Consider the following 20,611-nt stretch of genomic DNA (forward strand, 5'->3'; position numbering starts at 1 on the left):
AGAGAGGGAAAGAAAATCCCTCTTTTACAGGAGATAAAACTGTTGAAAACAGAAATATTTTTGATTCAGAAAAACTAGTTATGAAAAAAATAATTTCCCTTTGTGCCTTTTGTATATCCGCAGCAATATGCGTTGCGCAAAAAGAAACCTTCGGCATTACGACATTCACTCCACCCAAGGGATGGAAGAAAGAAGTCTCTGAAAGTGCCTTACAGTTTACAAAAGAAGACACGATAAAAGGGGTTTACTGCCTGATAACATTGTATAAGGCAGTGCCGGGCACAACAAACGCCAAAGAAAACTTTGATTTGGCATGGGCTACTGTAGTAAAAGAAATGGTAACCGTTTCTGTGGCACCCGAAATGCAGCCGGCTGCGACCGAAAACGGATGGGAAATGCAAAGCGGATATGCCCCATTTGAAAAGGAAGGGGAAAAAGGAATTGCCGTATTAGTGACAGCGTCTGATTATGACAAAATGGTAAACCTGTTAATACTGACCAATACGGATGCCTATGAAAAAGATATGACATCATTTATAGAATCAATTAGCTTAAAAAAACAAACTCAAACAACCAACAAACCATCACCTGCTTCTGAAAAAACTGTACAGGCAATATCTGCGGCAAAAAAAGATGGTTTCGCTTTTACTACAACCAATTTTGATGATGGCTGGACAAGTACTGTGCAGGAAGATTGGGTGGAAGTAGTAAAGAATAATAGCAAAGTTCTTATCCATTATCCAAAAGAAGGCACCATATTTCCTGCCGATCCGGAACCCCTTACTAATGCAGCATGGAATATTTTAGTAGCTCCACGATACAGCAATCTCAGAAATTATATGACCACTTATATAAGTACGTATAACAGGCCTTACCTGGGCATGGGCACTGCTACTGATAATGCTACTGGCAAAGATGTTTTTATTGTTCTGTACCGGCAGGGAGAAACCGGCTGGCTTGAATTTATTAGTCCTGATAAAAATAGTTTTATACAGCAATACAAATTTGATCCTGAAATCATCCGCTGGGATAGTGAAACTGATCTGCTAAAGCCTCTGGAAAAAATGGTTAACTATAACAAATTTGCTGTAGCTGCCTCCGATTTTACCGGCGCCTGGACAAGTGACTTCACCGGTGTGCAGCAACTTTATAATGTTTACACCGGCAACTATGCAGGAATGAATGTTCATCAATCAAGCCAGGAGTTTGTGTTTGGTGCAGGCAATTCGTATAACTGGAGGTTACTGGTGGTAAGTGGCATGGTAGGCAATACGAAATACCAGGAGGTAAAATCTTCCGGAAAATTTTCTGTTCCTAATAACTGGCAGATACATTTTTCAAAAATAGAAAGCGGAGCAAAAACTTATCATGCACATTGGTCATGTATCAAAGGCGCCAGGCTGTTGAAGCTGCTCGATGCAAAATCTCCCGGTAGCGGAATTTATGACGTGTATGGGAAAAAATAGTGGCCATTTGCAATGATGAAATGCCTTACCTAAAACACTTACTAATTATTCAAACTAAAATTAATTTTCATGCGTACACTAATTTTTATCCTACTGCTATTCCCTATAGCCACATTTTCTCAAAAACAGGATATATTTATTAAGCTTACTGATGCCAGGGCACAACAGATCAAAGGCGATGCTCTTGTCAAAGGCTTTGAAAGATGGTTGCAGGCAGCTACCATCAGTTCGTCTGGAAAAAATAATTCACAACTCAATTTTACCATGAATATCAGCGGAGCTTCTGCTGATTTAAAAAGAGCTTTAAGCAATGGCGAACTATTGCTTAACGGGCAGGTAACAGTTACCACCTCAGACGCTTCGTCTGGCCGGCCAGTCACCGCATATACCATCAAAATGGAAAATATCAGCGTATTAGCTTGTTCAGAAACGATGGGATGTAACAATCAAATGACTACAAGTGTTACACTAAAAGCCATCCGTATTGGCTGGACCTATTACCAAACCGACAAAACAGGATTAGCAGCCGTTTCACGTAAATACGGATGGGATGAAGATACGCAAGCGGAATGGTCAGCTTTCTGATTATTGTATCATAACACCAAAATCCCTTTTTCATGGGATTGTTATCCATTCAATCAGTATATACATTACAGCCAACTAAAAAACAGGTACCATGGAGGCAATAAAAAGAAATACCATGACTTCACTGTTGATGCTGCTGCTTATTGTTACTGCGTGCAAAACAGTTCCCGTTACCGGCCGAAAGCAACTCAACCTTGTTCCAAATTCTATGATACAGGCTATAGCCTTTACAGAATATGACTCGATGGTAAAAGCCAGCGCTACCCTATCGCAATATGATGAAAGAGCACAGCTGGTAACAAAAGTCGGAACGAGAATTCAACGGGCAGTAGAAACATACATGGAGCAGAATAACATAAGCAAGGATATAAAAAATTTCAAATGGGAATATAATACAATCAACGAAAACATTGTCAACGCCTGGTGTATGCCTGGCGGTAAAGTTGCAGTTTATACAGGTTTGTTGCCCGTTACACAAACCGAAAACGCCCTGGCCGTCGTGATGGGTCATGAAATCGCTCATGCCATCGCCAGGCACGGCAATGAACGAATGAGCGAAGGTTTATTGATTAATCTTGGTGGGTTGGTATTGGAAGAAGCATTGAAAGAAAAGAAGCAGGAAACACAATTGCTCTTTCTTGCTTTATACTCAATTGGCTCTAATCTTACACTCGCTTTACCTAACAGTCGCATGCAGGAAAGCGAAGCAGACAAACTGGGTTTGATATTTATGAGTATGGCGGGTTACGATCCTGAAGAAGCAATTCCTTTTTGGCAAAGAATGTCGCAGGTAAACCAGGGAACAAAACTGCCGGAGTTTTTGTCTACCCATCCATCCAATGAAACAAGGATTAAAAAATTATCGGCTTTGATACCTGAAATAAAAACAAAATATTATAAAGTGAATTAATTTAAATGTCAAACTATCCATTATGAGAAGATTTCATTTCTTTATTCCTGTATTCATTTCGTTGATTATTGTCTCCTGCCAATTCAGCAAAGGCGTAAAAAAAGATCTGAGCACGGGGCTGTCGGCGAGTTACAATGGGTTTGCATTGGACGACATTTACTTAGCCGATGAAAACAAAAGCCGCTTAAGCAGTAACAAAATTCAAATGGGAACAAAAGTGCTCATAGTGGCCACAGGTGTAGATTATTTTGAAGAAAAAGATGGTAAAGTATTTCCGGGCTGCACGATCATACTTACCGATAAAAACAAAAAAGAATTACTCAACCTTCCCGATGCCTTTGAAGATATGAAAGAAGGGACACCCGCAGCCGAAGCTAAAACATTGCAGGCAAGCCTTAATACCGGTGAGCCAATGCTAGTCGGGGAAACTTATCATTTGAGAGTCCGCTTCTTTGATAAAAATAAAAAAGAAAATGAGATTGTATCCAATGTGGATCTGGTAGTGAATGAATAACCTTCCCCAAAGCACCTGGCTTCCTGATTTATTTTGTATTTTTATCGCACCCAACTGGTACAACACCGTATGAGCGATCAATCAACTGTCCATTCACTGCTTCAACAATATATTCCGGCCCTTAGCTCTTACAACGAATTATTTTCCGATGATAATAATATAAGACCTGACTGGCAAACTTTTTTCTCTTCTCTTCATGAGCTTGGATATAAAGAATTACAAAACCGCAATATTGATATTCTCCGGCTGCTGAAAGAAAACGGCGTTGCTTATAATATTTATAATGATCCTTCGGGACAAAGCCGTCCCTGGGAACTGGATCCCATTCCACAATTAATAACAGCCAATGAATGGGAAACGATCAATGCCGGACTAATACAACGTGCGGAATTATTTAACCTGTTGCTGAAAGATATTTACGGTCCGCAAACGCTTATTAAAAATGGCATCATACCACAGGAACTTATTTACCTGCATCCCGGTTTTCTCCGTTCCTGTGTAAATATCAAATTACCGGGAACCCAGCACTTAGTTTTATATGCAGCGGATATGGCTCGTGGCATTGATGGACGCCTATGGATTATCAGCGATCGTACACAAGCCCCATCTGGTTCCGGCTATGCATTGGAAAACAGGTTTGCTATGTCGAGCGTTCTACCTGAATTATTTTCCAACTTACAGGTAAAAAGATTATCCCCTTATTTTGATTCACTGCAGCAAGCGCTGACAAATATTGCTCCCCGAAATAACGATAATCCGAGAGTTGTCGTTCTAACACCAGGTCCGGATAATGAAACTTATTTTGAACATTCGTATCTCGCCGCTTATCTCGGTCTTACATTGGTACAGGGTAATGACCTGATGGTAAAAGATAATTATGTATGGCTCAAAACCATTGATGGTTTGGAAAAAGTAGATGTAATATTAAGAAGGCTTGACGACGTTTATTGCGATCCGCTGGAATTAAAAAGCGATTCTCTTTTAGGTATTCCCGGCCTGGTTCAGGTAGTAAGAAAAGGAAATATAGCTATTGCCAACCCACTTGGCAGCAGCATTGTGGAGAGTGCGGGGCTTGTTCCTTTTTTGCCCGCCGTCGCCCAACATTTTTTTGGAACTGAATTGATCATGCCTTCCATCGCTACCTGGTGGTGTGGTCAGCCCAAAGAATTGAATTATGTAATCGACAATTTAAAGACGCTTGTAGTAAGAAAGATCTTCAGAAATGTGGCCGGTACCCGTTCCGCAATTGATGGAGCATCCCTGCCGGCAGCACAGGCAGATGAATTGATACTGGAAATAAAAGCGAATCCTCATCTGTATGTCGGGCAGGAGAAAATTAGTTTTTCATCAACACCTTCCTGGCTTGATGGAACGATCGTAGCCGGTCATTCGCTTTTCAGGAGTTTCCTGGTCAGTCATAACAACAGTTATGTTGCTATGCCCGGCGGTTTGACCCGTACAAAAAGCGGAGAAAATAGCTTTGTTATTTCCAATCAACTGGGTGGCATCAGTAAAGATACATGGGTGCTGTCAGCAGATGAGGAACAGGAGCAACCGGTAAGCCTGCAATTAAATACCGATGCGCTTCAGCATAAATTAATTAAAAGATCACTACCGAGCCATACAGCCGAGAATCTTTTTTGGGTAGGCCGCTATACCGAAAGGGTCATTTACAATGCCCGGTTGCAGCGTACAGTTATGCAACGGATGCTGCAAAGCAACAAACCGTTTAATGGTGACAATGAAAGCACGGAAACTGTTTTGTTACAAACACTAACCCAATGTACCTATACATTTCCCGGGTTCTTTGAAGACAGTGATCCGCAAAAAAGAAAAGAGATCTATGCAAAACCCTGGACAGAGCTGACAGATGTTTTATACAATGAAAAAAGAAATGGCAGCCTTAGCCATAATCTTTCTCTTTTAAAAACTGCTGTTTATAGTGTTCGTAATTTCTGGGCTTTAGATACCTGGCGGGTATTGCGGCAAATGGAAGAGGAATGGAACAAAGCAAAAGCAGATACTCATGCGGATCATCTTCGGATGATCAGTACGATTGACTCATTAAATACCTCGATGTTTGCGTTTTTAGGAATGAACAGGGAAAGTGTACGCAGGGAACAGGGATGGAATATCATGGACCTGGGCAGAAAACTCGAGCAAACACTTTATATCATTAGTTTATTAAGAAGTGTATTTCAAAAGAAACAGAAGGAACAGGTGGAACATGAATTGCTGGAATCTGTAATGATTGCCAGCCAGAGCTTAATCACTTACCGCTATACTTACAGGGATCATCTGCAACTGCCCCTTGCCCTTGAATTATTGATGCTGGATACCAATTATCCAAAATCATTAGCTTACTTAGTGAAAAAGATAAAACGTTATATTTCACTTTTACCCAAAGAAGGAAAAGAAATACAATTAAGCGATAAGCAACGCAATATCCAGGAGGCAGATTCCTTATTAAAACTGGCGGACACAGTAGCATTAACAAAGTACGATCCTGACAGCAAAGAATATGTTGCATTGACTCTATTTTTAGATAAATTATATTCGTTGATTGCCGATACTTCCATGCTTATTTCCAAAACTTATTTTAAACACAGTCAGACACAAAAGCAATTGTTTACAGCTAACCTTATCTGATCATTTATTATGCGCCATGCTATATTCTGTTGAACATACCACTAAATACCAGTATCACGAACAGGTGAGCCTTTGCCATAATATTGCCGCATTAGCGCCACGCAATACGGATAAACAAACCTGTAAAGCATTTAACATCATTATTTCCCCATTACCGGAAATACTGGAAGAACATATAGATTTTTTCGGTAACAAACTTTATTATTTCGTTATTGAACAGGAGCATGAAGAATTAACCGTCACCGTAAGATCACAGATTGAAATAATAACTTCCCCTGATATAAAGTCCTCCCGCTCCGATCAAAGCTGGGAAATGGTAAGAGATATGCTGCTCGTTTCTACAGGAGAATTTATGGAGGAAAAACAATTCACCCATCCTACTGAAATAACAGCCACTGCTCCTGAAATAAAAAACTATGCTGAACAATCTTTCACAACGGGTAAATCATTGTTTGAAGCGGTATATGATTTAATAAAACGCATTTATACGGACTTTAAGTTTACGCCTGGTTTTACTACTGTCTCTACTCCGCTGTCTGTTGTGATGAAAGAGAGGAAAGGTGTTTGCCAGGATTTTGCACACCTCGCTATTTCCTGTATCCATTCTATGGGCCTGCCTGCAAGATATGTAAGTGGTTATTTAGAAACGTTGGCGCCTGCTGGGAAAGAAAAGCTTACCGGTGTAGATGCATCACATGCATGGGTCTCCGTATTCATTCCCGGCATGGGCTGGGTGGATTTTGATCCTACCAATAATCAATTAGCTACAGAACAATATATCACTATCGGCTGGGGCCGGGATTATTTTGATATCATTCCGTTGAAAGGGGTGATCATGAGCAGCAGCTCACATGAGTTGACGGTATCGGTAGATGTGAAAAGAATAGAGGAATAATTTACCCGGCAGCATTACTACTATCAACTTTCGTTGCGTCGCACTCTTCGACGTTCTGTTCGCTTCTCAGCATATTATCAAGGGCAAAAGGATAAAAAAGTGAACCTACAATACAGCAGAAAAAATCAATTCTAGTGATACATTTTCGTGTCAATATGTAATTTCCCGGCCTTTTATAGCACCTGTGTTTGAAAATTGTTCAGAACATATTTTGTCTGTCAAAAACTCAAATTGAGTTTTAATAATTACATCTTTAAAAATCATATCTGTTTTTTCATTAACCGTATCAATATGAAGATTGCCGTATTGACAAATAGTGCCAATTATATTTTGCCCGGTATCTGTAAAATAAAAATAAGGTAAAGCGGCATTGCAACGTGATAACCAGGAAAGGTGTTTTATGAAAATGGGTAAAATTGCTTTATCAACCTGTAAAGCTCCATTGAACCTCTTTCCAACTTTATTATCTGTCAAAAATTGTAATGCGTCCTTGGCGGGTTTAAAGTCATTGTTTTGAGATAACCAGGCAACATTAGTGTCACCAAGAAATATTAAAGTATCGAAACCTAATGCATTTGCTATAACAGTTAGTTCACTTCCTAATAATTTAATATGTCCTTTTAGGAATTTTGAAGGAATCGTCAAGACATAACTATAATAGACTTCAGGATAAGAATAATCCAGATCTTCTTTGATTTCATCATACCATCTTAAAGGAAACTTAGGATATTTATCTAAACAGTCTTGACGTTTAATTTTATTGAGCATAGTTGAAAATCCATGAATTTACTTGCCATAAAACTACTTGATTACAACAGTTCATCCAAATCAGACAGGCTTCAATTCTCCTCTTATCGTTTCATGTATAAAATTCAATTTCTGCTTTACCGCTTCATTGATTACAAAAGGATATGAATCTTTCATTCCCATGCTCCGGTTAAGGCTGTTCATTACAAAAGAAAGAGGTATCCATCGCTCTATGATGTCGTCAAAAAATTTTGTTGTATAAGGATCAATATTCAACCTGGCACTCATTTCATTATCCGGATCGGCTGATCTTGGGTTCAGCGTCATGCCAAAAGAATAAGCGGTTTCCATTGTATCAACAATATGCATATAATGCGCCCAGGTTTCCGCCCAGTCTTCCCAGGGATGCGTGTTGGCATAAGCGCTGATAAATTTCTCTCTCCATGTATCCGGAGTCGTTTCGTTGTAATGTTGTTTCAATGCTTCGGCGTAGTCTGTTCTTTCATCACCAAAAAGTTTGCGGAATCCTTGTGACCTGTTTGTATCTTTTATTAATTGTTCCCAGTAATAATGCCCGATCTCGTGGCGAAAATGCCCCAATACAGTTCGATACACTTCATCCATCTGGTTGCGGGCCATTTCGCGGATAGCATCATCCGCTTCATCTATATTGAGTGTGATCAGTCCACGATCATGCCCGGTCAATAGGCGTTTGCTTTCTTTTTTATTTTCATCAGCTTTAAAATCAAAGGCGATGCCTTTGTCATCATCCTGGAATTTGCTGATCACGGGTAATTTGAACCGGAGCAATGAATAAATAAGCCGGTGTTTAGCCACCTCAATATGCGCCCATTTTTCCAGGTGATCAGGTTGTGAAAGATCAGGAATAGTGCGGTTGAGGTTACAGGCTATACAATACTCCCCTTCACTCTTATGCGACAGCAACCAGTTGCAAACACTGTATTGTTTATTACTACAATATTTGTAACGCGGTGTAGTGAGAGTAATTTTTTCTTTATTATCAAAAAAGGTATAACTGTTATCTTCTGCCGGCCGCAACGCTACCATATCCATTCTTTGGGGATCAAAACCCAACGAAGCATTACACTGTACACAAAAAGTATTTTCGAAATAAACCGGTTGGCCGCAATGATCGCATTTAAAAAGTTTCATTTGGAAGAGGCTTGATTGAAATTGTTTCTTCTTGTAATGTAGGGTAATAAATCAAGAAGCATGCCTGTTAAGAAATGGCATTGTGGAATAATGTGAACTACGAACACGAACATTTTTGAAAAAACATCTTATCTTTTCCGGTCGAAATCCGCCGGGTTTTCACCCCATGCTTTTGTCTCCCATTTTAGTAATTGATTTGGGTATTCATTTTCCTTTAATCATTTTAATGCACGGGCAATCATGTCAAAGAGGGGTTTGTTTTTTTCACTTTTCTCATGATTAGTTCTTTCCTCTTTATCTTTTACCCATCCAATTGCATTTCTGCTATCCGAATAAATAGGTATAGTCAATCCCTTTTGTTTGCAATAGCCCAAAGCATGAACAATTGCCAGGAACTCTACTATATTAATTGTGCCATCCTCAAAAGGCCCTTTCCTGAAGATTATATCTCCTGTTTTCATGTAGACTCCCTGATATTCAACTATACCTGTCGTAGTATTCCAGGCTCCGTCAACAGCAATACTGTCTTCAATCGGGTCGCCAATCAATTTAAGCTGATCTTCTGTTAGCTCCGGCTCAAAAAAATCTTTCCCTATAAATTCCTTACTACCGCTGTTGAAAGCCTGTTCAGCCAGCTGTCTTGTTTTAAAAGATTTATAGACGGCTCCATGATACCCGTGAATCTGTGCACTGCAATCCTACCAATTCTCAAATATTCCGGTTTGGCGGCCCTTCCACACTACGTAGTATTTGTGTTTTACTTTTGTCATAACCTAAAATTTTAGCAATGTTCAAAAATAAAACATTTTTTTGTTTTAAATAAGAACATTCTTTAGTTTTGGATAAAATTTTCAAAAACCGTCATGGCTACTACTCTTTCTCAAAAAGAAATTGGCAAACGCATCATGGAACTCCGGAAGGCAAAAGGACTATCGCAGGATGATCTGGCAAAGAATATCGGCATATCCAGGTCTTCCCTTGTCCAAGTAGAGCTTGGCAATCGATATGTAGATGTACTGGAGCTTTATAAGCTTTCACTTTTGCTGGAGTTTTCTTTAGATGAATTTTTGTCAAAAGATTTTGGTCAATCAAAAAAAGAAGAACTGGTGAATGAAAAGAAAGCAAAAGAAAAAAAAGAAGAAAGAATAGCCGTGCCGGAAATGAGTGTACCTAAATTTAAAAACATACTGCTCTACATTCTGGAAAAATGTGCAGGCAAGCCGAATGTAGGTGAAACAGTTTTGTACAAACTCCTGTATTTTGCTGATTTTAATTATTACGAAATGTACGAAGAGCATCTTTCAGGTTCCCGTTACAGAAAACTCCCTTACGGACCTGTACCTAAAAGATTTGAAAGCATCGTGAATTCAATGATCGAAAAGGAAGAGTTAAAGAAGATCAAGACAGAGTATTATAATAAAATACAGACCCGCTATATTCCTTTGATCAAACCTGACCTGACCAAACTAAAAGCGAGTGAAAAAGAAGTGATTGACAGGGTAATTGAACAAATGAGCGACTGGAGCGCAGCTACTATTAGTAATTATTCTCACAATGATATGCCATGGAAAGCTTCAAAGGAAGGTGACGAGATTAGTTATGAGCTGGCTTTTTACCGCCGCCCACCGTACGCAGTAAGAACTTATAACGAAGATGAAGAATCATGAAGTTTGAAGAATTGCCGGAATATCAAAAAGACCTGAAGCAACTGCTGAAGAAATATTGTACACTGAAACAGGATGTGGAATATTTGCAAAAAACATTAGAAGTAGAGCCGGATGCAGAGCCCCCTTTCAGTTACAGAATAGAAGGATTAGGAATTACAACTTGTGTAGTAAAAGTGAAAAAGATCGCATGCCGGGCTTTGAAGGGACGAGGGGTGAATTCCGGTCTTCGATTGATCTATGCCTGGTTTAAAACGGAAGAACGGATAGTAATGATAGAATTGTATCATAAGAACGACAAGGAGAATGAGGATAAAAACCGTATTCATAAACATTTTAAATAATTTCAATTATATCAGGAGATAAAAAACTTCTGCTTGTTATTTGACGGATATCACTATCATGTTGTTCTATACAAAATGAATAAGAACTTGCTGAGTTCAGCACCATTTGCGGCGTAACATCAGCAAACGTAAATATCGCACAAAGCCAGATCGCTATAATATCGTATTTTTTTTACCTTTCATCCGGGATTCATATCAAAACATAACAATGCTCACAATACTCAATTTCGAGAGTCATATAAACAGCGTCATCCTGCAACGGGGACAACAATATTACAGTAAGGGATATGTGGCATACATAGAAGAAACCGGAGATAATATCTGGTCGGCAGAAGTGGAAGGCTCCGAAACGTACGCCGTAGAGGTAACGTTGAAAAAAGATAATGAGATAATCAGCTATAACTGCGACTGCCCTTACGACAGCAGCACCTGCAAACATGTGATAGCCGTATTCTTCGCCTTACGGGACGAAATGAAGAAAACAGAAAACAAAACCAATAAAATCACGAAGAAGGATGTGTTTGACAACCTGCTGCAATCTGTTAGCACAAAAGAGTACCAGGATTTCATACGTTCTTATGCTGCTAAGAATAAAAACTTTAAAACAGACTTTGAATTGTTCTTTGCCGGTAAGGACAACAGGATTGATGTAGAAAAAAAATATACTGAACTGGTTCAAAAACTGATACGGAAATATTCTGACCGTGGTTATATTGATTACAGGGCTTCCTTCGGGCTGTCGAATGAAGCAAATAGTCTTTTGGAAACAGGTTTGGTTTATGTCGGCAAAAATAATTTCAGGAATGCCTTTGCTTTGGCAAAAGCGGTTTTAAGGCCCATGATGGATGTAGTTGAGAGTTGCGATGATTCGAACGGGAACATTGGCGGGAGCATCGAAAACGCCATCCATCTCCTGGAAACTATTACCATCTCCACTACAGCTGCCATTGATATAAAAGAACAATTGTATCGCTTTCTTCAAACGGAACTAAACGATAAGGTTTATTTCGATTACGGCGATTTTGGGTACAACTTGTTTTCTGTATTCCAGAGCCTTGCAGTGCAATTGAACAAACCTGAAAAATTCTTAGATTTTATTACTGCACAAATAGCCAAACTTACAGGCCAGTATGACGGATACAGGAAGGAATATTTCCAAAAAAGAAAGATCGAGTTTTTGCAACAAACCGGAAAAGTTGCTGAAGCCGAAAAACTGGTACAGCAAAACATGGATATAGTGGAAGTGCGATTGGACGAAGTGAACAAGGCTATTAAAAGAAAAGATTTTGTCACTGCGAAAAAGCTAATTGCAGGCGGCATCAAAGTAGCCGAAAGCAAAGACCATCCGGGAACGGTAGCCCAATGGCATAAGGAGTTGTTACGCATTGCACTGCTGGAAAAAGATATTCCTACCGTGCGGCATTATACTAAGCATTTTGCTTTTGACCGGTGGTTTTCGACTGAATATTACAATCAATGGAAAGCAACCTTTACTGCTGCGGAATGGCGGGAAGAAATTGAAAAACATATTGAGAAAACTATATACCAGGTTACAAAAGAATGGAACAGCAGCAAAAATAAATTCTGGAAGCCCGCCCATCCGCCTTTGCTGACAAGCCTTGCCCCGATATACATACAGGAAAAATATTGGGACCGGTTGCTTCCATTGGTGCAGCAGGCCAACAACCTGAACACAACACTGGAGTACCATTCACATCTCGTAAAAAGCTATCCAGATGAACTCCTGGCCATCTACCTTCCGGCTTTGGAAGAGTTTGGCCTGAAATCCAACAGTCGCAGTGAATATGCAGACCTCGTTAATAAGATGAAGAAAATCATTAAAGACATTCCTCATGGGAAAGAAAAGATATTGGATACTGCAAAACGGTTGAAAGAGAAATTCTCCTCAAGGCCCCGACGCCCCGCTATGATAGAAGAACTTAATAAAATACTGTAGTGATTTTGGTCTACCATCCTTCCAAATCAGTCAGACTAACCAAAGTTGTAGTGTTAAGCAGTGGACAGAACCCTGAACGGAGCGTCAAGGGACGATCATCCGTGTTAATGTCACTGGTATCAAAAATGTTTTTATTATTTCTATTAACTCAACTTCACTTCTTCAACCTCAGATCCAGCGTACACGGAAATTCATTATTTATTTCCGGTGGTGGCGCATCATAGATAAACGGTGCACGGTTATTTTCTACATAGTGTTCCGTCACAGAAAACCAGGAACGGACAAACTGCGGGCCCTGGCTATGCTCCGTTTTTCCAAAACGGCTGACACGTCTTGATTCGGCTTCAAAACTATTGACAGGGAATGTATCATAACTTCTGCCGCCGGGATGCGATACATAATAAGTGCATCCTCCGATGGAACGGCTGTTCCAGGTATCAACTATATCAAATGTAAGAGGCGTATCCACGCCGATAGTAGGATGCAATGCACTTGGTGGCTGCCATGCACGATAACGAATGCCGCATACATACTCGCCTTTGACAGGCGCAGCGGTTAACGGTACACGATAGCCATTGCATAATAAAATATAACGACTGTCATTGATGCCCTTCAGTTTTACCTGCACCCTTTCCAATGATGAATCAACAAACCTGGCAGTACCCGAACTGGACATTTCTTCACCCAATACATGCCAGGGCTCGATGCCCATGCGCAGTTCCATATCTATATCCTGGATACGCACCGATCCATAATGCGGGAAACGAAATTCAAAAAATGGTTTGAACCAGTTGATGTCAAAGGCATATCCGGCATTGTTGAGATATTCCACTACGTCGGCTATATCCGCTTCGGCATAATGCGGTAATAAAAATTTATCATACAAAGCTGTCCCCCATCTTACCAGTTTATGTTTGTATGGTTTTTTCCAGAAGGCGGCAATCAATGCACGGATCAGCAGCATCTGCAATAAACTCATCCGCTTATGCGGTGGCATATCAAAAGCCCTGAATTCTAAAATACCCAAACGCCCCGATGAAGAATCGGGAGAGTATAATTTATCAATACAAAATTCGGAACGGTGCGTATTACCGGTGATATCAGTCAACAGGTGACGGAATATCCTGTCCGTTACCCAAAAAGGAATAAACCCTTTTTCGGGTACCTGGCTGAAGGCGATCTCCATTTCATATAAATTATCTTCCAATCCTTCATCAATCCGTGGCGCCTGGCTGGTAGGGCCAACAAACGAACCAGAAAATAGATACGATAAACCGGGATGATGTTGCCAGAAGGCGATGAGGCTGCGCAACAGATCAGGTCTTCTTAATAAAGGACTATTAGCAGGTGATGAACCACCAATCGTAATATGGTTTCCGCCACCGGTACCGGTATGTCTTCCATCGAGCATGAATTTTTCCGTGCCCAGTCTTGACAAACGTGCCTGCTCATATAATGTATCTGTGTTATGACAAAGCTCTTTCCAATTCTTTGCAGGATGTATGTTCACTTCAATGACACCGGGATCAGGCGATACAACTAATCTTTCCATGCGGTTATCACGGGGCGGTTCATAGCCTTCAATGCGGACCTGCATATTTAATTTAGCAGCGGCTGCTTCTATAGAAGCTGTTATATCCAAATAATGTTCGAGATATTCCATGGGTGGAATAAAAATATACAGCAAACCATCTCTCAGTTCTACACTCAGCGCCGTCCTGATAGTGGCTACCTCAAATGTGATCTCTGCTTCGGGTTCTTCTTCCTCCGTGGTGAGCCTTGTCGAACCATCTATATTCCACTTGTCTTTTTTCTTTTTATCTGCTGTGACTTCTTCTAATACTTGTGGTTGTATTCTTTGCTTTGGCGTCCGGCTATGATCTGATATTAATCCGTAGCGTGATGCGATAGTTTCATGAAAACGATCCAGTGCAGGTAACTCTTCAAACAAACTTCTTTCTACACGTTGCGGCATTTTTGCTTTTGCAATTACAGGCAATGAATCCAATGGCAGCCGTAATCCAATAGGTGAATTGCCTGGTATTAAAAAAAGATAATCACGGTTGAATACCCATTTACAACTTAGCCATTTGTCATTCCAGTAATTCCATTGCAGCGGTAATACATAACCAACCGGATCACCCAAACCCTGGTTGAGCAGTTGCGCTAAGGTGCGACGCTCTAATGGATCTTTTAAATTTGATTTTAACGGATCAATGTTTACCGGGTTTTTTCCTTCCGTCCATAAAAAATAAAACACATCTTCATACGCAGCACTTACATTGTCAGGGCTGACGGCTAAACGTTTTGCCAGCTCTTCCGTAAGTTTTTTTGCATCATCATGTGTATAGGTTCGTTTTGTTTTTTCATGTGCAATGAGGTCAATATTTTTCCAAACAGGATAACCATCTTTTCTCCAGAACAAACCATATTGCCAGCGGGGTAATGGTTCACCGGGATACCATTTGCCTTGCCCGTAGTGGATCAATCCATCAGGGCCGAATTTTTCTCTTAACCTGTAAATAAGATCGTGAGAGAGGATCCGTTTCTCTTTTCCATCGGCCGCTGTGTTCCATTGGGCAGATTCCATATCATCAATAGAAACAAAAGTAGGTTCGCCCCCCATCGTCATTCTTACATCACCTGCTTCGAGATCTTTATCAACCTGGTAACCTATAGCATTTATTTCGTTCCACTGTTGTTCGGTGTAGGGCTTGGTTACACGGGGATCTTCATAAATACGTGTCACTGTATTTTCAAAAAAGAATTCTACTTCGCATTTATCAGTAGCGCCAACAACCGGTGCCGCACTTGCATAATCAGGCGTACATGCTAATGGTATATGACCTTCCCCTGCAAATAAACCCGACGTCGGATCTAATCCTATCCATCCGGCGCCGGGCACATACACTTCCGTCCATGCATGCAGATCGGTAAAATCCGCTTCAGGACCGGAAGGGCCATCCAATGATTTTTCATCTGCTGTTAACTGAACTAAATAGCCGGAAACAAAACGGGCAGCCAGTCCCAGATGGCGCAATACCTGCACGAAGAGCCAGGCTGAATCCCTGCAGGAGCCTAATGCTTTTTCTAATGTTTCTTCGCATGTCTGCACGCCCACTTCCATGCGGATGGAATAGTTGATGTCTTTATTTAATTTCTGGTTGAGGTACACCAAAAAATCATTGATGGTCTTTTTGCTTTTATCAATGCCTTCTAACCATTGCATGAGGCGGGGACCGCTTTCTTTTATTTCGAGATAAGGCACCAATTCTTTGGGTAACTGACCCTGGTATTGAAAAGGATAATTCTCCGCGTATTCTTCTACAAAAAAATCAAAAGGGTTAATGCTGACCAGGTTGGCGATCACCTCCACTTCTATTTTTAACTCTTTCGTCCTTTCCGGGAACACTACTCTTGCCTGGTAATTGCCAAATGGATCCTGCTGCCAATTGATAAAATGTTGCTTCGGTTCAATTTTAAGCGAATAGGATTCAATGGCCGTACGTGAATGAACGGCGGGACGTAAACGGAATAGATGCGGGGAAACAGCTACTAACCTGTCGTAGGAATAAACTGTCTTGTGCCGGATCGCTACCCTTATTGCCATATTGTTTATCTGTTTTCAAATGAACAAGGCGGAGCAATCGTTTCTTAAATTTAACGAGGAGTCAGGTGAAGATAAAATATATTCGGGAGACGGGAACACGGATGACACCGGATTAGCTGGATTAACACAGATTCTTAGTCTTAAGTCCGGTAAAATAAACCCGGGACAACGATTTGCTTCTATTCGTGCAATTTTGAAAGGATTTTCCTGCTTTCCAGAAACAAAATCCTTTTAATCCGTCTAATCCGTCATCCGTGTTCTCTACCTTCGCAGACATGTTAGAATATCAGCTGAAGAATAGAGAAACCGGGCCAGCAACTTTTAACCTCGCCCTGCATTCTCTGCGAATCGTATTTATGGGTACTCCTGAGTTTGCTGTTGCATCGTTAGATGCTTTGGTAAAAGCAGGCTATAATATTGTTGGCGTTATTACCGCACCCGATAAGCCTGCTGGCAGAGGTATGAAGGTGACTGAAAGTGCCGTCAAAAAATATGCAGTTGAGCATGGCTTGACAGTCTTACAACCGGAGAAATTAAAGAACCCCGAATTTTTAGAAGAATTAAAATCATTGAATGCCGATCTGCAAATTGTAGTTGCTTTCAGAATGCTTCCCGAAGCGGTCTGGAGTATGCCAAGAATGGGCTCTGTCAATCTTCATGGTTCTTTATTACCACAATACCGGGGAGCGGCGCCTATCAACTGGGCGGTGATCAATGGTGAAAAGGAAACCGGGGTCACCACGTTTAAACTAAAGCATGAAATAGATACCGGCGATATTTTGTTGCAGGAAAGCTTCCCAATTGGTGAAAATGAAACCGCCGGCGAAGTGCATGATAAGATGAAAGAGATCGGTGCACAGGTGCTGGTAAAAACGGTAAAAGGATTGGCGGAAGGGACATTGAAGGAAATATCACAATCGGCAATCGGCAATAAGCAATTAGCAAAGGAAGGCCCGGAAAGTTCGGACTCCCGTTCCCCACTCCCCACTCCCCACTCATCATTAAAGCATGCACCAAAAATTTTTACCGAGACCTGTAAAATAGATTTTTCAAAAACCGTTGAAGAAGTGCATAACCTGATCCGGGGCCTCTCTCCTTTTCCGGGTGCATTTACAGAACTAAATGGTAAAATGCTGAAAATATACAGGAGTGAAAAAGAAATTTCACCAATTACCATCACTCCGGGCTTTCACGAAACGGATGGAAAAACCCTTTTAAAGTTTGCCTGTGCTGACGGTTATGTTCATGCAAAAGAGTTGCAGCTCGAAGGAAAAAAGAAAATGCTCATTGAGGATTTCCTGAGAGGATATCATTTTCGCTGAGCGAAACTCAGGCAGGGTCAACAACCATCAATAGTTGACTTTTAAAATAAACTTATCTGTTTCCGTTACACCTAAGGTAGCTGCCGCTGCATTACTGATGCGTATATCATAGCCGTCATTCTGGCGAATGCCATTCATTCCACCCAATACTTTGGCAAAAATAACTTTATTGTTGCCGGGGTTTATCACCCTGACAATCGTACCTGTTGCCACTTTATCCATCAGCATGTAATATTTCGCATCCTGCCAGCCGCTCGTTGTCTTGAAGATGCCGGAGGTAACTGTTGAATTGATGGCAGCCGGGTATATTTTAACCTGTTGCTCGAATGAAGTTTTAAAATAACCAGGGTCTTTATTAGCAGTTGTTGTTTCAGACACAGATACAGGTTCGCTTTTTTCAAGTCTTCTTTCCTGTACAGGTGTATTTTTCACTACTTGCTGTTCTTTTACCGCAACGTCTTTCACAGCCTTCTTTTCTTCCTGCTCATTCTTAGCAACTGTTTTTTCCGGCGTTATTGCAGGTTTACTTTCGGAAGTCACTGACTTACCAGTATTTTCTTTTATTGTTTCAGCTTTTACAGTTTCTTTTTCAGCATTGACCGGTGCCAGTTCTTTAACCGGCCCCCTGGCCAACATCTCCGGGGAAATCAAATAGCCCACGATCAATTTTGAACCCGCAGCGATATTGTCACTTTTAAGGCCATTCCACTCACGCAATTTTTGCATCGGCACATTATTATTGGTATTGCTGACTTTTAACAAGCCCTCACTTTCACCCACTGTATAATAAACGGCCGTGCCTTTTTTTGTCTTTTGTGTAAAATTGGTGTCGGTTAGAGGAATGTGTATGATTTGACCAATCGCCAGGCCTGCATTCATGTCAATATTGTTATAAGCCGCAATATGCCTGGGATGAATATTATATAATCGGCCTATCGCAAATAAACCTTCTTTCGGTGCAACAGTATGATCGAGGTAATGATTTTTATTGCTGCCTTTGATAGTCAATTGGCCCGTCTGCGCATTCACGCAAACAACAGAACAAAATAAAACAAGCAAAAGGAATGGCTTCTTCATATGATTATTTAATTTTCATTCGACATTGGCGGTATTGTGCAAAGATGTGGTTTTTTAATTTACAGCTTTATTTCAATCCTTCAATATACGCAATTCTTTAGGGTAGTAATTATTGACCCGGTTGGGCAAGATATTGATCCATCCCAATGGATGCCCCAAATAGTTTACCAATTGCCAGCCTTTATCTTTTATCTGCAATTGTACTTCTTTTCTTTTCAAATAGTTAATCGCCTGCGTGTAATCAAGAGGCAGAGAGCCGATATGTTTACTGATGATTGGGCTCATTGCCAGCGCATGGTCAGGAACTAATTTATCTCTCAATATTTCTCCAATAATTGTACCTGAATAAACAACCTTCAGGTTATTTAACAACCAGGTAAAATCGATGCTTAACCTGGAAGGCCAGGCATATACAGTGTTTTGATTTCTTATAAAATTATTGTCGGTTATGTCCACCCATTTTTCAATAACCGCTATTTCGTTTTTGGTCAACTGTTCCGGTTTTTTCTTTATTTTAAATGAAGCATCTTCTTCTCCATCTTTCTTTTTAAAGCAGGCAAGAAAAAAACCTTCTCCCTTTACTTTATCGGGCCAGAAACGATAACCTTTATTTCCAGTAGCAGAAGTTGTCTCAACTATTACCCATTCACTTTTAATGGAAAGTTGACAGTTGACAGTTGGTAGTTGACGGGATATCCAATCGAGGATGTCTTCATCTTCTTCTTTAGAATAAGAACAGGTTGAATAAATCAAAATGCCATCTTTTTTTAATGCGGGCCATATATCTGCAAGAATTCGTTGTTGTCGCTGCGAACATAACTGCACATTATTCAAACTCCACTCGTTCATGGCTTCGGGCTCACGACGGAAAAGTCCGCTGCCACTGCAGGGAGCATCTACTACTATCACGTCAAAATAGTTCTCCAATCTTGCAAAATCTTTTGGATCATTATTGGTCACCATCACATTACTGCAGCCCCATTTGACGATGTTATCTTTTAAAATATTCGCTCTTGACCGGATCACCTCATTACTGACAAGCAAACTGTCTTTGGAGATCAGCGATTGAATATGGGTTGATTTGCCACCGGGAGCTGCTGAAAGATCCAGCACTTTTAGCGGCTGTGATAGTTCTACGGTTTGTTTTAAAGCTTGTTCGAGAAACATACTACTGGCTTCCTGCACATAATAGAGACCGGCATGAAAAAGAGGATCGAAGGTGAAGGACGGGCGGGTTCGGAGATAGTAGCCGTATTGCGACCATAAGACCTCACCCAAACCCTCTCCAAAGGAGAGGGCTTTTGGAGACTCTGATAGTTTGAAAGGGTTTATTCGTATTGAAGTGATTTGTTCGCCGGATGCATGTACTTTTTCAAAGGCTTCTTTATCGAAACCTTTAATATCAGCTAACGAATTCATCAAGGAGACCGGCAGGTGTTTCATTCTCTGTCACTTCATTTTTCCGTTTGAAATATTTCACAATAGTAACAATAAAAAATATGTGGGCTAACGAAAAGAGGAACCAAAAAGTCCAATAATTTATTTTGTTTATAAGTGGATATAGATCCGGGTGTTCAGAAGCTGGGTATTTGATTACCATAAAAGGCGTTAACACAAACATTAAAAGCGGAAGCAATACCACGGCAAGAAAAAGAATCCATACATGCCTATGAGCCCATCTTTTTTGCGGGTTGTCAA

General features: G+C 40.6%; 16 protein-coding genes and 1 pseudogene. 10 read left to right on the plus strand and 7 right to left on the minus strand.

Annotated features, from left to right (window positions below):
• The first annotated feature begins 80 nt into the window (after positions 1-80).
• The 6 genes from P2W73_RS18520 (at position 81) to P2W73_RS18545 (ending at position 7,019) form a co-directional block, all read left to right on the plus strand.
• The gene (locus P2W73_RS18520) at positions 81-1,466 is read left to right on the plus strand and encodes a hypothetical protein (protein ID WP_276503581.1); all 1,386 of its coding nucleotides are present in this window, start codon (positions 81-83) and stop codon (positions 1,464-1,466) included.
• 69 nt (positions 1,467-1,535) lie between these two features.
• Complete coding sequence (locus P2W73_RS18525; protein WP_276503582.1) at positions 1,536-2,051, plus strand: type VI secretion system tube protein Hcp; 516 nt, start codon at positions 1,536-1,538, stop codon at positions 2,049-2,051.
• A 91-nt stretch (positions 2,052-2,142) separates the two neighbouring features.
• Positions 2,143-2,961: a M48 family metallopeptidase gene (locus tag P2W73_RS18530; protein WP_276503583.1), complete on the plus strand. Its 819-nt coding sequence runs from the start codon at positions 2,143-2,145 to the stop codon at positions 2,959-2,961.
• Positions 2,962-2,983: 22 nt separating this feature from the next.
• Positions 2,984-3,475, plus strand: a complete 492-nt coding sequence (locus tag P2W73_RS18535) for a hypothetical protein (protein WP_276503584.1) — start codon at positions 2,984-2,986, stop codon at positions 3,473-3,475.
• 69 nt (positions 3,476-3,544) lie between these two features.
• Entirely contained in the window at positions 3,545-6,124 is a 2,580-nt protein-coding gene (locus P2W73_RS18540) for a circularly permuted type 2 ATP-grasp protein (protein WP_276503585.1), read from the plus strand.
• A gap of 16 nt (positions 6,125-6,140) precedes the next feature.
• Complete coding sequence (locus P2W73_RS18545) at positions 6,141-7,019, plus strand: transglutaminase family protein (protein ID WP_276503586.1); 879 nt, start codon at positions 6,141-6,143, stop codon at positions 7,017-7,019.
• Positions 7,020-7,169: 150 nt separating this feature from the next.
• Here P2W73_RS18545 and P2W73_RS18550 read toward each other — a convergent pair whose 3' ends face one another.
• The 4 genes and pseudogenes from P2W73_RS18550 to P2W73_RS26540 all read right to left on the minus strand — a co-directional run.
• On the minus strand, positions 7,170-7,787 hold the full coding sequence (locus P2W73_RS18550; protein ID WP_276503587.1) for a hypothetical protein: 618 nt from the start codon (positions 7,785-7,787) through the stop codon (positions 7,170-7,172).
• A gap of 60 nt (positions 7,788-7,847) precedes the next feature.
• On the minus strand, positions 7,848-8,939 hold the full coding sequence (locus P2W73_RS18555; RefSeq protein ID WP_276503588.1) for a zinc-binding metallopeptidase family protein: 1,092 nt from the start codon (positions 8,937-8,939) through the stop codon (positions 7,848-7,850).
• Between the two features lie 218 nt (positions 8,940-9,157).
• Positions 9,158-9,487 (minus strand): RNase H family protein, encoded by a 330-nt coding sequence (locus P2W73_RS18560; protein WP_276503589.1) that lies wholly within the window; start codon positions 9,485-9,487, stop codon positions 9,158-9,160.
• An 84-nt stretch (positions 9,488-9,571) separates the two neighbouring features.
• Positions 9,572-9,709 (minus strand): annotated as a pseudogene (locus P2W73_RS26540) (ribonuclease H1 domain-containing protein); the annotation flags it as partial.
• Positions 9,710-9,802: 93 nt separating this feature from the next.
• Between P2W73_RS26540 and P2W73_RS18565 the strand changes: the two are divergent.
• The 3 genes from P2W73_RS18565 to P2W73_RS18575 all read left to right on the plus strand — a co-directional run bounded on the left by P2W73_RS18565 (position 9,803) and on the right by P2W73_RS18575 (position 12,904).
• Positions 9,803-10,606, plus strand: coding sequence for a type II toxin-antitoxin system antitoxin SocA domain-containing protein (locus tag P2W73_RS18565; protein WP_276503590.1), 804 nt, complete (start codon positions 9,803-9,805; stop codon positions 10,604-10,606).
• A complete protein-coding gene (locus P2W73_RS18570) occupies positions 10,603-10,947 on the plus strand; it encodes a hypothetical protein (RefSeq protein WP_276503591.1) in 345 nt (114 codons plus the stop codon). Before P2W73_RS18565 ends, P2W73_RS18570 begins: the two co-directional genes overlap by 4 nt.
• Before the next feature lie 208 nt (positions 10,948-11,155).
• Positions 11,156-12,904, plus strand: coding sequence for an SWIM zinc finger family protein (locus tag P2W73_RS18575; protein ID WP_276503592.1), 1,749 nt, complete (start codon positions 11,156-11,158; stop codon positions 12,902-12,904).
• Positions 12,905-13,058: 154 nt separating this feature from the next.
• Here P2W73_RS18575 and P2W73_RS18580 read toward each other — a convergent pair whose 3' ends face one another.
• Entirely contained in the window at positions 13,059-16,514 is a 3,456-nt protein-coding gene (locus P2W73_RS18580) for a transglutaminase family protein (protein ID WP_276503593.1), read from the minus strand.
• A 275-nt stretch (positions 16,515-16,789) separates the two neighbouring features.
• Here P2W73_RS18580 and fmt point away from each other — a divergent pair, with 275 nt between their 5' ends.
• On the plus strand, positions 16,790-17,836 hold the full coding sequence (fmt, locus tag P2W73_RS18585) for a methionyl-tRNA formyltransferase (protein WP_276503594.1): 1,047 nt from the start codon (positions 16,790-16,792) through the stop codon (positions 17,834-17,836).
• A gap of 27 nt (positions 17,837-17,863) precedes the next feature.
• Here the strand turns inward: fmt and P2W73_RS18590 are convergent, their stop codons facing one another.
• Positions 17,864-18,913, minus strand: coding sequence for a LysM peptidoglycan-binding domain-containing protein (locus P2W73_RS18590; RefSeq protein ID WP_276503595.1), 1,050 nt, complete (start codon positions 18,911-18,913; stop codon positions 17,864-17,866).
• A gap of 72 nt (positions 18,914-18,985) precedes the next feature.
• On the minus strand, positions 18,986-20,356 hold the full coding sequence (locus tag P2W73_RS18595; protein WP_276503596.1) for an RsmF rRNA methyltransferase first C-terminal domain-containing protein: 1,371 nt from the start codon (positions 20,354-20,356) through the stop codon (positions 18,986-18,988).
• Between the last annotated feature and the right edge of the window lie 255 nt (positions 20,357-20,611).

The sequence above is a fragment of the Terrimonas pollutisoli genome (assembly GCF_029360765.1).
Classification (GTDB): Bacteria; Bacteroidota; Bacteroidia; order Chitinophagales; family Chitinophagaceae; genus Terrimonas_B; species Terrimonas_B pollutisoli.